This is a genomic window from Paenibacillus sp. J22P218 (genome assembly GCF_056269195.1).
This window is the reverse complement of record NZ_JBWDNL010000003.1, coordinates 349566-362290: the sequence shown is the minus strand read 5'-3', so window position 1 is coordinate 362290 and position 12725 is coordinate 349566. Positions and strand designations below refer to the sequence as shown.

Annotated in this window: 16 protein-coding genes; 8 read left to right on the top strand and 8 right to left on the bottom strand. The window is 52.3% G+C overall.

Going from position 1 to position 12725, the window contains the following annotated elements; all coding sequences use genetic code 11:
- The first annotated feature begins 1 nt into the window (after nucleotide 1).
- Nucleotides 2-1042 carry an FUSC family protein gene (locus AC0YN0_RS16265; RefSeq protein WP_475822188.1) on the top strand — a complete coding sequence of 347 codons (1041 nt, stop codon included), beginning with the start codon at nucleotides 2-4 and terminating at the stop codon, nucleotides 1040-1042.
- Between the two features lie 63 nt (nucleotides 1043-1105).
- Here the strand turns inward: AC0YN0_RS16265 and AC0YN0_RS16260 are convergent, their stop codons facing one another.
- The 6 genes from AC0YN0_RS16260 to AC0YN0_RS16235 all read right to left on the bottom strand — a co-directional run bounded on the left by AC0YN0_RS16260 (nucleotide 1106) and on the right by AC0YN0_RS16235 (nucleotide 5028).
- Complete coding sequence (locus AC0YN0_RS16260; protein WP_337104062.1) at nucleotides 1106-1402, bottom strand: transposase; 297 nt, start codon at nucleotides 1400-1402, stop codon at nucleotides 1106-1108.
- Between the two features lie 24 nt (nucleotides 1403-1426).
- Nucleotides 1427-1570 (bottom strand): hypothetical protein, encoded by a 144-nt coding sequence (locus AC0YN0_RS16255; RefSeq protein ID WP_475822187.1) that lies wholly within the window; start codon nucleotides 1568-1570, stop codon nucleotides 1427-1429.
- 79 nt (nucleotides 1571-1649) lie between these two features.
- Entirely contained in the window at nucleotides 1650-2009 is a 360-nt protein-coding gene (locus AC0YN0_RS16250) for a hypothetical protein (protein WP_475822186.1), read from the bottom strand.
- 19 nt (nucleotides 2010-2028) lie between these two features.
- On the bottom strand, nucleotides 2029-2634 hold the full coding sequence (locus AC0YN0_RS16245; protein WP_475822185.1) for a TVP38/TMEM64 family protein: 606 nt from the start codon (nucleotides 2632-2634) through the stop codon (nucleotides 2029-2031).
- A 14-nt stretch (nucleotides 2635-2648) separates the two neighbouring features.
- Nucleotides 2649-3842: an MFS transporter gene (locus tag AC0YN0_RS16240; RefSeq protein WP_475822184.1), complete on the bottom strand. Its 1194-nt coding sequence runs from the start codon at nucleotides 3840-3842 to the stop codon at nucleotides 2649-2651.
- Nucleotides 3843-3858: 16 nt separating this feature from the next.
- Entirely contained in the window at nucleotides 3859-5028 is a 1170-nt protein-coding gene (locus AC0YN0_RS16235; RefSeq protein ID WP_475822183.1) for an MGDG synthase family glycosyltransferase, read from the bottom strand.
- A 133-nt stretch (nucleotides 5029-5161) separates the two neighbouring features.
- Between AC0YN0_RS16235 and AC0YN0_RS16230 the strand changes: the two genes are divergently transcribed.
- Nucleotides 5162-6139 (top strand): aldo/keto reductase, encoded by a 978-nt coding sequence (locus tag AC0YN0_RS16230; protein ID WP_337104068.1) that lies wholly within the window; start codon nucleotides 5162-5164, stop codon nucleotides 6137-6139.
- A gap of 93 nt (nucleotides 6140-6232) precedes the next feature.
- On the opposite strand, the gene ilvA is transcribed toward AC0YN0_RS16230, so the two are convergent.
- Nucleotides 6233-7501 carry a threonine ammonia-lyase IlvA gene (gene ilvA, locus AC0YN0_RS16225; RefSeq protein WP_475822182.1) on the bottom strand — a complete coding sequence of 423 codons (1269 nt, stop codon included), beginning with the start codon at nucleotides 7499-7501 and terminating at the stop codon, nucleotides 6233-6235.
- Between the two features lie 114 nt (nucleotides 7502-7615).
- Between ilvA and AC0YN0_RS16220 the strand changes: the two genes are divergently transcribed.
- Entirely contained in the window at nucleotides 7616-8179 is a 564-nt protein-coding gene (locus tag AC0YN0_RS16220) for a hypothetical protein (protein WP_475822181.1), read from the top strand.
- Between the two features lie 57 nt (nucleotides 8180-8236).
- Here AC0YN0_RS16220 and AC0YN0_RS16215 read toward each other — a convergent pair whose 3' ends face one another.
- Nucleotides 8237-9088: an exosporium glycoprotein BclB-related protein gene (locus AC0YN0_RS16215; RefSeq protein ID WP_475822180.1), complete on the bottom strand. Its 852-nt coding sequence runs from the start codon at nucleotides 9086-9088 to the stop codon at nucleotides 8237-8239.
- Between the two features lie 395 nt (nucleotides 9089-9483).
- Here AC0YN0_RS16215 and AC0YN0_RS16210 point away from each other — a divergent pair, with 395 nt between their 5' ends.
- The 5 genes from AC0YN0_RS16210 (at nucleotide 9484) to AC0YN0_RS16190 (ending at nucleotide 12704) form a co-directional block, all read left to right on the top strand.
- On the top strand, nucleotides 9484-9666 hold the full coding sequence (locus tag AC0YN0_RS16210) for a hypothetical protein (RefSeq protein ID WP_475822179.1): 183 nt from the start codon (nucleotides 9484-9486) through the stop codon (nucleotides 9664-9666).
- Nucleotides 9667-9725: 59 nt separating this feature from the next.
- Nucleotides 9726-10529, top strand: coding sequence for a hypothetical protein (locus tag AC0YN0_RS16205; RefSeq protein ID WP_475822178.1), 804 nt, complete (start codon nucleotides 9726-9728; stop codon nucleotides 10527-10529).
- A gap of 21 nt (nucleotides 10530-10550) precedes the next feature.
- On the top strand, nucleotides 10551-11003 hold the full coding sequence (locus AC0YN0_RS16200; protein WP_475822177.1) for a flavodoxin: 453 nt from the start codon (nucleotides 10551-10553) through the stop codon (nucleotides 11001-11003).
- A gap of 25 nt (nucleotides 11004-11028) precedes the next feature.
- On the top strand, nucleotides 11029-11703 hold the full coding sequence (locus AC0YN0_RS16195; RefSeq protein ID WP_475822176.1) for a hypothetical protein: 675 nt from the start codon (nucleotides 11029-11031) through the stop codon (nucleotides 11701-11703).
- Between the two features lie 149 nt (nucleotides 11704-11852).
- Nucleotides 11853-12704, top strand: coding sequence for an AraC family transcriptional regulator (locus AC0YN0_RS16190; RefSeq protein ID WP_337104075.1), 852 nt, complete (start codon nucleotides 11853-11855; stop codon nucleotides 12702-12704).
- Nucleotides 12705-12725 lie beyond the last annotated feature (21 nt).

Below are 12725 nucleotides of genomic sequence, written 5' to 3'. Positions count from 1 at the left end.
GGTGACTATTGGAGGAAGAGTGCTTAAGACGGGCATGGCCGTCGCGCTCTCGATCTACTTAAGCAGCCTCTTTGGCTTTGTGACGCCGCTTATTGCCGCCGTCGCAGCGATCTTCACGATTCAACCGTCGATCTATCGCTCCTGGCAGCGAGTGGCGGATCAATTGCAGACGAACCTGCTTGGCGCGCTTATCGCGCTTGCAGCTGTCAGATTGTTCGGCCATACGCCGATTGCGGTCGGGCTTGTCAGCATCGTCGTCATCCTCATTAGTATTCGGCTCAAAATGGAAAGTACGATCAGCCTGACGCTCGTCACAGTCGTGGCAATCATGGAGGCGACCGGACAAGGGTGGGATGTGGCGATCGATCGTTTCCTTATGGTACTTACCGGCATCGGAGCTTCCTTTGCGGTTAATGTGCTCGTCTTCCCGCCCCGTCCGAAGCGCCAGTTCAATGAGCAGGTAAGCCAGGCCTATACGCAGTTATCGTTGCTGCTGCGCACGGCCATATCGAACGAGATGAAGGAGCAGGTGTTCCGTCAAGAGAAGGACAAGCTGCATGGGACGCTGCGCAAGCTGGAGGAGCGCTACCTCGTCTTCGAAGAGGAGCGCAAAATATTAGCTCGCGCGAAAACCAGCCACGCCCGCAAGCTGCTCGTATCCAAACAGATGATTAAGACGCTGCAGAAGGGCGCAGATCTGCTTGATGTCGTCGAGGAGCACTATTTTGCTTCGCCGAGCGCGAATGAATGGGCTGCGCGGTTCGACCGTCAGATCGAGGATATGACCAAATACCATGAGCACATCTTATTGAAGCATGAGGAGAAGATAAAGCCGAATGCGCAGATTGAACCGGAAGAGGAGCGCGAAGGACGCCTAGTGAAGGATCTGACCGCATATATTATGGATGATCCGGATGAGAACAAGCGCCTCGTCTTTGTTGCTTCCGCTTTGTTCGAATACGCTTATCACCTTCGCCGATTGGAGAAGCTGATCGATCAGGTGCAGCAACGCACGGTGTCAGTGGAGGAGAAGGAAGGCTAAAGCTCAGAAAAACGAAGCAGGCTTCAGGCGTCTTGATGACGTTCTAAAGCCTGCTTCTTCTAGTTACTCCTCGTCCGTCTTATTGCTGCCTTCGTGACGACGCGGATGCTGCATATGAGCTTCTATGTCGTCGTCATCATCATGCGGTACCAGCCTAGGATCGGTCTTGCCTTGATGATGATTGCTAAAGTCAAGCTCAACCAGCTCCCACTCGGTCGTGCCAAGCATCTCGTCGGCGGGAAATACGTCACCGCGTTTCATCTTCTCTTCGCGGCCCCATTCGTTCTTATAGACGCCGTCTACCTCGACCGGTTCGCCAGAGAGCGGATCCATTGCATTATGCTTCTCATTGTCGCTCATTGCCTAATACCTACCTTCCTATGATCAAAGTCCGTGCTTCGGCACTGCGGCGCGGTCGGCGGTCGATTGCTGTTCACTTGCAGCTTGCTTGCTGGCGAGATTGCGATCCGCTTTCGATTGCGCTTTGCTAGCAGCTACTTGCTGATTGGACGGTTGTGTACCGGACATGGCGGTATCCTCCCTTCGACAGAAGATCATCAACAGTTTGCCACAAAAGGAGGAATTGTATGAGTGCAATAAGGAAGGCTTAGAGCAAGCGGAGATCGCAAGAGGGACAGTGGACGTCGTTCTCAGTAACGGTCTCACCGCAAGCCGGGCAAGGCTCCGAGAAGGAAGCCGCGGGTTTCACGAGCGGTGAAGGGGAAGAAGAGGAAGGAGAGGCGTCGCTCGGCGGTGCAGCTCGAAGATGAGCGGGCGTGCCGAATAACGTCTCGACCATCTCCCGTATTTCGGCATGCTTGTCTTCGCCGCTGGAAGCGATGCGAATGAAGAAGATCATCCCCGCTAGCAGCAGAAACGCCACCAGCAGAACGATTGCCGTGGCGCCGAAGCCGAACCAGGAGAACAGAAGCTGCGTATGCAGTGCCGCTGCTGCCAAGGTTATCATTTTCGTTCACCTCAACTCATCAGTTAACTTGATAACGCGACTCCAACTTTTTGCCGCCGAACCACATCACGAGAACGGCCGTAATCGTAACGAATATGCGCCATGGCTCATCGATTAGATTGCCGATATCGAAGCTGATAAGCGATATGCTGAAGATCATGACCGCTTTGCCGAGCAGCGTTGCGAGCATGAACGTCTTGAACGGCACATTGCTTATACCGGATACGACGGTAATGATAATGGAAGGCGTGAACGGAAAGCACGCAAGCAGGAAGAGAGGCGTGAAGCCGCGATGCTCGACCCAAGTGAAGAAGCGCTCCGACTTCGGAAAGCGGCGCATGACCCAGCCCTTGAATCGTCTTCCGATCTTTCGGCTTATCCAGAATACGCATAATGCACCGGCCGCCGCGCCGATCCAAGAAAATAAGAAGCCGAAGCCTAAACCGTAAATGTTGGCATTGGCAGCTACGATGACGATTAGCGGCAAGAAGGGCAGGAAGGACTCGAGCATCGGCAAGAGCAATCCGGGCAACGGCCCCAACTGCGAGTAGCTCTCCAGCGTTCGTTGAATTTGATCCAAATCCATATGTTTCAAATTATGCAGCCATTCTTGCCATTCGTTCATAAGTTAACTCCGATCTACTTGTTTGTAGCAGTTCCGCTTGCCCGAAGACCATGGAACGGAAACCATAGGTAAAAGAGGCCGATAAGGCCGAAAAGAACGGCGCTGAACCAAACGACGGACGTTTCGCCATTCCAGGTGGCAATCAGTCCCCCGGCTACAGGGCCGATCATGACGCCGATTCCTTCAACGGTGGACAGGATTCCCCAACCAAGCCCCTCCTGCTTCGGCGGCACATAAGCCGCAAGCAGCGCATTCCAGGAAGGGAGTACGGTAGCGTAGGACAATCCGAGCGCCATCGCTATAAGTAAACAATACCAAAAGGATAGTCCCCATGCCAGCATGTACAAAGCGAAGGCGAAGAAACCGAAGCCGAACACGAGAAACCATTTCCTGCCGCCCAGCTTGTCCGACAGCTTGCCCATTGGAATAAGGCCTGCGGCGGCGCATGCGCCGCCGACTGTCAAAAGGACGGAATATTGCGTGCCCGATATGCCGAGCCTGCTTTCCGCGAAAGCAGGCAATATCGGAACGAGCATGCTTGCCCCCATCGTCTGCAGGATCATGCCCGGCAGCAGCAGCTTCATTTGGCTCATTCTGCTCTTAAGCACGCCAAGCTGTTCGCGCATCGGCAGAAATTCGCGTTTCTGCGCGCGCTGCTTGCTCATGAACATGGAGAGCAGGCAGGCGAGCACCGATAGGCTGACAAGCAGCGTGTAAGTGAACGAAGAGCTGTAATCGAGCAAAATATTGCAAACAATCGGTCCGCTTCCAAGGCCAACGAACCAAATCGTATACAGGAAGCCCATCTGCGTGCCGCGATTTCCCTCGGTTACTTTGGTCAGGCAGACGATCCAGATCGGCGACATGCCGATTCCGTAGATGGCGGCCGCGCCAATGAACATCCAAGGGAGATCGGCGAATTGCAGCAGGTAGACGCCAATAAGCGATATGAAGAGTCCGACCTGCACGATGAGACGCATGGAGAATCGGTCCAGCAAATAGCCGATTGCAATCTTGAGCAGCGTGTCGGTAATGTAGTGAGCGGATATGGCGACGCCAATCACGTCAGGGGAGAGCCCCAGCGTCTTCGCGCCGTAGATCGGCAGCAGGCTGACAAGCACGGCGCCCCGGACGAATTCGACGAAGAACATAATGATGGAGATGAGAGTCATCTCCGCTCCAAACCAGCGGGTTTGTTTTGTCGGCACGGATAAGCTCCTTATATTACAAGATAGAAGCTCTGCCCACTATAGAATGTCTCGCCAAAATATCCGAAACAATGCTGTCCGCTGCCGTTTGCGCCGTCTGAAGCTGTTCGATTAATATCCTGCTGTTAGTTAAACGTATCGGATCGTCAATCAGTTTCATAATTTGCGCGCAAAGCTCGGCAGGGTCGCGTGCTATAGTGGCAGCGCCCTTCGACGATAAGTATTTCGCATTCTGTTTCTCTTGTCCGGGAACCGGACGATAGACGAATATGGGCAGTCTGGCGGCAATCGCCTCGGAGAGCGTGACGCCGCCGGGTTTCGTGACGATGCAGGAAGCGAGCGACATCAGCTCGTGAATCGTATCGATGAAGCCGAACACCCGCAGCCGGCTGGCCTCGGGGTGGAAGGCGAACTGTTCCAGCGCAGCGGCCCTAAGCTGCTCGTTGCGTCCGCAGACGAGCGCGATCTGCAGTCGCGGATGCCGCAGCAGCAGGCTGCAGATGTCTCCAGTATCGGCGGACGTGCCTTGTGCGCCGGGCATCATTAAAATGACCGGCCGATCGGGGGAGAGGCCGTAACGGGCATACAGCGTATCCGATGCGTCCAGCATGCGGAAGCTGCGCCGCAGCGGAATGCCGCTCACTTGCACCCGGCTGCCCGGAATGCCGATATGGCCGAGCTCTCGCTTCAAGTCATCGGTAGCGACATAATAGCGGTCGATGCTCGGATGCACCCAGCGGCGGTGCAGGTCGAAGTCGGTTATGACGGCATAAGAGGGCGGGTGAAATACGGCCCGACGCCTGCGCGTAATAGGCGGAACGGCCAGCAACGGGAACGTATGAATAACCGCGTCGGGCCGCTCGGCGGCGATGATCCGTCTTATTTTTTCACTGCCGAACGAATGAAGCAGCCCGCCAAGCAGAGAGTTGTGCTTAATCGGCTTCGTAACGTCGTACATCCAGCCATAAAGAGAAGGCATGCGGGTATAGCTTTGTTGATAGAAGCGCCGTGTTACCTCATTGAGCCAAGGGTGCGATTCGGCCATCAGGTCAATCATAGCGGAGCGATAATTGCCCCTTTCTTCGAGCGCGCCTTGAATAGCGCGGGACACCTGCAAATGTCCATCACCGTAAGAAGCGTATAGAATCAACAATTTTGGATGCCGATTATAGTCGAAACGAAGCATAGGCACACCTCCTGCCGTTAGTGTAGCGGGCATTTGTCATCACAGCGTGAACTACGGTTGGTTTCCTTTATATTATTTTTGTATAATGGATTTAATATCCGCCTATCTAAAATTTGAAGGAGCGATAACGAAGATGGAGTATACGAAGCTAGGTCGTTCAGGTCTAAACGTAAGCCGCTTATGTCTCGGGACAATGAACTTTGGAGTAGATACGGACGAAAAGGAATCATTCCGAATTATGGATGCCGCTTTGGAGGCGGGCATTAACTTTTTTGACACCGCTAACATTTATGGCTGGGGCGAAAACTCGGGGCGTACGGAAGAAATCATCGGACGCTGGTTCAAGCAAGGCGACGGCAGACGCGAGCGCACCGTGCTAGCAACGAAAGTATATGGCGATATGCATGACGCCCATGACGGACCTAACCGCGAGGCGGGACTGTCCGCATACAAGATACGCAGACATTTGGAGAGCTCGCTGAAGCGTCTTCAGACCGATCATATAGAGCTTTATCAAATGCACCACGTTGATCGCAGCGTGGATTGGAACGAGCTGTGGAGAGCGTTCGAGAATGCGGAAGCGCAAGGAAAGATTGGCTACGTAGGCTCAAGCAACTTCGCAGGTTGGGATATTGCAGTAGCTCAAGGAGAAGCGAAGGCGAGAGGGCATATCGGCCTTGTATCCGAGCAGCACAAGTACAATCTGCTGTGCAGATTGCCTGAGCTCGAAGTGCTTCCGGCATCGCAGGCGCTTGGCCTCGGCGTAATCCCTTGGAGCCCGCTGGACGGCGGCTTGCTCGCCGGCAACCATCGCCGCAAGGACGGCGGCCGCCGCAGCGGCGACTCGAAGCGCCTGGACCAGCACCGGGAGAAGCTGGACGCGTATGCCAAGTTCTGCGACGAGCTCGGCGAGCCGGAGGATCTTGTATCGCTCGCGTGGCTGCTCGCGAACCCTGCCGTGACGGCGCCGATCATCGGCGTGCGCACGCTCGACCAGTTCAAGCGCTCGCTGCGCGCGGTTGAGATCAAGCTCGACGAGTCGGCGCTGAAGCGCATCGACGAGATCTTCCCTGGCCCGGGCGGCGACGCGCCTCGCGCCTACGCCTGGTAAGATCGCAGCCCCGGAATGCCGAATAGCGCAACAACTCTGCGCTATTAACAAAAGCGCCTCCGCCGCAAGTCGGCGAAGGCGCTAAATAACCAATCAAATCAACAGATTAAACAATACAGGGTCCTTGTTCAACTCGACGAACTGGAAGCCTTTGCGCGACATACGCTCCACGAGCGGGATGTAGTCGTCGCGATGCTTCAGTTCAATACCGACGAGAGCGGGACCATTGTCCTTATTATGCTTCTTCGTGTACTCGAACCTAGTAATATCGTCATTCGGTCCAAGCACTTGATCTAGAAACTCGCGCAACGCGCCGGCCCGCTGAGGGAAGCTCAACATGAAATAATGCTTCAAGCCTTCATAGATGAGCGAACGTTCCTTAATTTCTTGCATTCTGTCGATATCGTTATTGCCGCCGCTAACGATGCATACAACCGTCTTGCCCGCGATCTGATCGCGGAACGCTTCAAGCGCGGCAATCGGCAGCGCGCCAGCAGGTTCGGCGACGATTGCATTCTCGTTGTAAAGGTCGAGCATCGTCGTACATACTCTGCCTTCGGGAATAGCAACGACGTCATCCAGAAGTTCCTTGCATATCGCAAACGTGAGATCGCCTACCCGTTTGACGGCAGCGCCGTCTACGAACTTGTCAATTTGATCGAGCGGCGTAACTTCGCCATGGTCAAGCGAGACGCGAAGCGAAGGGGCGCCTTCGGGCTCGATGCCGATGAGCTTCGTCGTAGGCGATACAATCTTAATATAAGAAGCAACGCCCGCCGCCAAGCCGCCGCCGCCGACCGTTAGGAAGACGTAATCGGGAACCGAATCGGCGGCTTCCATAATCTCTTGGCCGATCGTACCGTTGCCTGCGATTATCTTCGCATCGTCGAACGGATGAACGAAGGACATGCCGCTGCGCTCGCTTTCGGCGACCGCTTCTGCGTAAGCGTCATCGAACGTATCGCCGGTCAATATGACCTCAACCTGTGAGCCGCCGAAGAAGGACACTTGGCTCACCTTTTGGCGCGGTGTCGTGCTTGGCATATAGATTTTGCCGGGAATACCGAGCGCCTGACAGGAATAAGCCACGCCCTGAGCGTGATTGCCTGCGCTAGCACAGATAACGCCTTTCTCCAGTGTCTCAGGAGACAGGGAGCGGATAAGATGGTAAGCACCGCGTATTTTGAACGATCGGACGATCTGCAAATCCTCGCGTTTAAGCAGTAGGTTGCAGCCGTAACGCTCGGAGAGCACACGATTGTATTGCAGCGGCGTACGTGTAATGACATCTTTCAAATGCATTTGGGCATGTACAATATCTTCAAGCCCGATGCGGGGTGAAGGTTCAACGTGTTGACTCATAGCGTCCATCCTCTCGATCTGTATAAATATCCATAATTATCGGTCTATTATAGCACCTTCATTGCCGAATGACCGCATTCTCTATCGAAGAAATTGACGAATAGGAGGCAAACCATGCGCAAAGCTCTCAAAAGATTAGCTATCCTAATCGGTATCCTTATCTTGCTGCTCGCCTGCGGAGGCTGGTGGCTCGTATCCTACGTCGAGCCGGATGAGGAGCTCACGATGTCGTATGAGGCAATCAGCGTGAAGGACAAGGCGCTCGATATGATCAAGAAGCTGAAGCCGGAGCTTGTACTGACCGAAGCGGATATTAACAACTTGGTCAAAATGCATATGTCATCATCCACCGAGCCGCTCGCTCCGGATACGACACTGGACGGCGCCGCGTTTGAGTTGGACGGCGATCGTCTGATTGCAAAGCTGAACGTTACTTACAAGGATCGCTTGCCCGTACAATTGCAGGCGGAGTATAAGCTGGAGTGGCAAGCGCCGAACATCGTGCTGCGGCCTAGGGCGCTGACCGTCAAGGATATCCATTTGCCGCTGCGGATGCTAGAGACGCAAGTCATTCCGCTAGATTTGCCGCAGCAGGACGTTGTGACCGTACAGGATGTCCAGTTCAGCGGCGAGCAGATAAGTATACTTTTCAAGCTGCAACTTAAGCTGAATTTATGATGGAAATAAAAGAAAGGCCGACTCCTGAGAGTCGGTCTTTCTTTTATACTAGTAAAATTAGTTGATCGTAATGCCCGCGCTGCCGAAGCCAGTTGCGGTGAAGAGTTCGATAAGAGCATCGCCTGTAATAGAGTAAACCATCAGCAAGCGAGTAGTAGCCGTTACCGGAACAGCTATAGGAGAAGTGATACCGCTGAACGTGTCGCCGATATTAAGCAGACCAGCAGGTAGTGTCATATTAACGAGGGCGCCTGGAACAGGAGAGAATACGTTATTGGTTAAATCTGTGTTGCTATAGAGCTGCGCAGTTACAGTTGCCGCACCCGTGAGCGTGATAGAAACTGTGTTGCTGAACGTAGCGGAGATCGAAGTGATTGTGCCATCGCGAGGAACGGAGAATGCCATATTTGGACCGAGAAGGGCGATATTGGCAAGGCTTGTTAAATCGATTGTCCCACCAATCAAGGATACTCCCGGAAGGGCTATGCCAAAACCGACTAAACTTACGGTAGATACTAAGCCTAATGCCGATACAAGGATAACAGGAATACCGGAAGCGTACGGAATGATCGAACCGGTTGTTCCAGGTTCGCCTGTAGCGCCCGTACCGCCAGTAGGTCCGATCAAGCCTTGAATCCCTTGAATGCCTTGAATGCCTTGTGCGCCTGCAGGCCCTACAGGTCCAACGGGTCCAGCAGGTCCTTGCGGTCCAGGAGCGCCGCTTCCAGCAGGTCCGACAGGACCAGTGAAGCCGCGGGGACCTCTGCGTCCCGTTGGGGCATTGACTTGAATTTTACCCGTTACGATTTTTTTCTTAATGACGATACAATCATCTTTTTTTCTTTTTGGATGGCAGCCAGAGATTTTAACACTACGTTTTTTCTCATAAAGATTACCCAGATGAAACACCTCCTAGTATTTGCTCCTATCTTATGCGTGTCTTCTAACAGTGGCTTGGGGATTTGTCTGCTATGTTAAGAGAATTAGCCTTATTTCTTAAAATTAGATGTTTGCTAGCCATAGATTCACCTATAAAAAGTAGAGAAAGTGCCTATCTTCCTTGTTTAGAGGGGGCCGTTGTACGTCAAGTAGAGGTCAAAGTACTCTATCAATTAGGTACATTTGGAGGAGGAGGGCAGATACCGGCGCAGAGCAATAAAAGTTTGGCAGTTATAGGAAGAAGATGAGGTAGGTATATTGACATCGGGATTGAGAATGGTTATCATATATACGAAAGTGATAATCATTATCAATAAATCAACACAACAAAAGTTGTTGCGTTAACCAGGCAGGAGGTTTCATGAGTGGGCTTGCTTTACGAGATGGTAACGAATAAACGGGAAATAAGCGTTTTGCTGCATGAGGAGAACCGAATTGCCGGAGACGAAGCAGCAATTGCACGGACGCCAAAGGGAGAAGTATCCCTAGAGCATAAACAGGCAGATAACAATAATCCATTGACGCGGAGCGTATTCGCGGTTGAATAAATAACGTGATGCAGCATCAGCACATCAAGCGAACAACTGAGAATAAAGGAGAGAAACTTATGCAAACGGAAACGAGCAGGCCCTGGAATTGGCTGCTGTTCCCTTTTTCATCGATCAAGGCAGGTCCGGACTTTTTGTATGCGGCTTCGGTTGGTCATGGTATCTACGCGATCGATGCTTCAGAGAAATGGGTGAAGCTGGGGAACGGGATGCCGGAAGGGACATCGGTTAATCGACTGCAATTGCAGCACGACCTGCTTCATGCTTGCACAAGCGACGGCTTGTATGAATGGGATGGAAGCGAGTGGGTGAATGATGGTCTAACCATTCCCTGCTATCAATACCGAATGATCGGCGGAACTTCCTATGCGGCAACGGAGTACGGGTTGTGGGCGAAAGGCGCGGGGGGCTGGGAGAAAGCGGCTTGCTCGGATAAGCGAGTGTACGATTTCATCAACTTACCTCAATATCTTGTTATTGCCCATGAGAGCGGTATTTCGCTATATGATCGCTTTATGGATGATTGGACGCATTTCGAGCTGGAGGCGAGCGTTACAAGCTTGGCCGTCTATAGAGGTCATCTAATTGGAACAAGCGATAAAGGCGAGCTGTTAATCGGCGATAAAAAGGGGCGTTTCAATCGGATTCGCTTCGGTAAGCCGTTTATATTTTCCGTGCAAGCCAAAGGAAATGACATTTTTGTATGTACCGATAAGGGATTATTCCGACTTGCGTATATGAGACAGCAGGTGACGCTGCTTTCGGTGAAGCTGGGTTGCCCGGTTACGGACATCGATCTGCAGGGTGACAGTATTTATATGGCGACGTTGTTCCAAGGGATTCAAACGTTGAATAGAGGATAGAAGAAGACGGAGGCTGATACGGTGCCAAAAGTATTGGTAGTATATGCAAGCATGACGGGCAATACGGAAGAGATGGCGGAAGCGATTGCCGCTGGGGCTGCCGAGGCGGGAGCAGAGGTCGTGTCGAAGGAAGCATTCGATGCTTCCGCAGCAGAGCTGCTGGAGTATGACGGTATTATTATCGGCGCATATACGTGGGGAGACGGAGAACTGCCCGACGAGTTCATCGATTTCTATGAAGAAATGGAGGGACTTGATCTGTCAGGTAAGAAGGCAGCCGTATTCGGCTCAGGCGACACGTCGTATCCGATCTACTGCGGAGCAGTCGATACAATCGAAGAGAAGCTTAAGGAGCTAGGAGCAGACATCGTCGCTGAAAGCATTAAGTTCGAATATAACCCTTCGAACGAAGAATTAGAAGCAGGCAAGAGCGTCGGACGCCAGATCGCAGGCCTCGTTGCAGTTGCTGGTTAACTAGGGCAGAAGGGCGGCCGTTCCGATGAGTCAGACACATGAGGTATTGCGGTTAGAGGATTACAAGCTGGAGGAGCTGCTTCGCAATCCTCGCCGCAACAGCGAGCGGGAGCGGGATGTGACTTGGCAGCAGTTGGTCCAATATGCGGCCAGTCATTGCGTGAACGAGTTCTACACGCTTCCAATAGAAGCTCGAACAGAGCAGTCGATAGCGGCTATTATTGAGCGGCGGTGGAGTAATCGCAATTATAAGTTCCATTCCAATGAGCATTTTTTGCAAACGAAGCAGCAAGTGATTTCGCAACTAGCAGCGTTTCTCACAGGAGAGAACCGAGCCTGCGAACCGATCGTTTGTTTCGAGCAGTTTAGCGTCTATATACCATCTATAGACATGGAGCTCTCGCAAATTATTCAGCTTATTGTCGAGGAAAATAGCCTTGATTCGGCTGCGAACGGCTACAAGGTTCAAAAGTACGTTTTTGAAGCAAATGAAGCAACGGTCTCCACGTTCTTCCACATGACAACGGTGTTATGTGCGCATGCATTCGAGTGTCTTCCAGCTTCAATTGAGATTTTGTCTTTGCATAACGGAAAAAAACACGTGTATCATCCCGATAAAGCTACACTCTTGCAATCGCTAGACTACATGAGCCTAGCCAAAAGTCTGTTGCCGCTGATAGATGCGGGTCAAGCTAATTGAGGATACGAGAAGAAGCAGGTTAAGAGCAATCCCGACGGGATAATTCTTAACCTGCTTATTTGTTGTTTGTTATAGACAATTGAATCCGATTTCAAGTAACATGGCAGTAGTTGCAAGGGTCATATAAGAAGCTAATGGGAGAGATCAGGTTGACAGAGGAATTATTGCTAACATTTCGTTCGCCGCCGCTGCCATTTTTTATAGAATCGAATCGATTAACCTATCGAGTTGGCGAGGAGCATCCGAATCGTTCCAACTTAGGCGTATTTGATTTGTTATTTGTAAATGAGGGGTCGCTTCATGTAGCCGAAGAAAATCGCAGATGGACGCTAGGTCCGGGAGACGTGCTCATCTTGCGCCCCGATCGTTGGCATTATTCAACGAAGCCTTGCTCGGAAAATACGGTGTTTGACTGGGTTCATTTTCAGACAGTCGGCGCGTGGGAAGAGACGGAGGGCAGTCAGTCGGGCTCGCTCCGAGGCGACTATTACACTTATGCAATCAGGCTGCCGAAGCATATGAAGCTTACGTATCCGGATGAAGCTAAGGTTATATTCTCCCAACTGCATGAGGCGGCCAAGAGCTCGTCGCATGGCGCTTTCTGGGATCGTCAGCAACGGTTTCTGCATTTGCTGCAAATGCTTGACGAGGGCTGGCGCTCGGATGCGGCGAAGGCTGCTGTGTCCGTCGCGGAGAGGGCTGCCGCATATTTGAAGCTTAATTATCGCAATCCGATCAGCAATACGATGCTGAGCGAGGTGCTGCAGCTTCATACGAATTACATTACACGCTCCATGACTGAGGTGTTCGGCTGTACCCCGCAGCAATATTTGCTGTATTATCGCTTGGATCAGGCCAAGCTGCTGCTCATTAAGACGGACTGGACGATCGCTCGCGTAGCGGAGGAAACGGGCTTCCGACAGACGCCGCATTTCTCGCGGCTGTTCGCCTCCAATACAGGCATGCCGCCGCTCAAATTCCGCAAGCGATTCACAATGTAGTAGTTAACGATGTTCATGAAT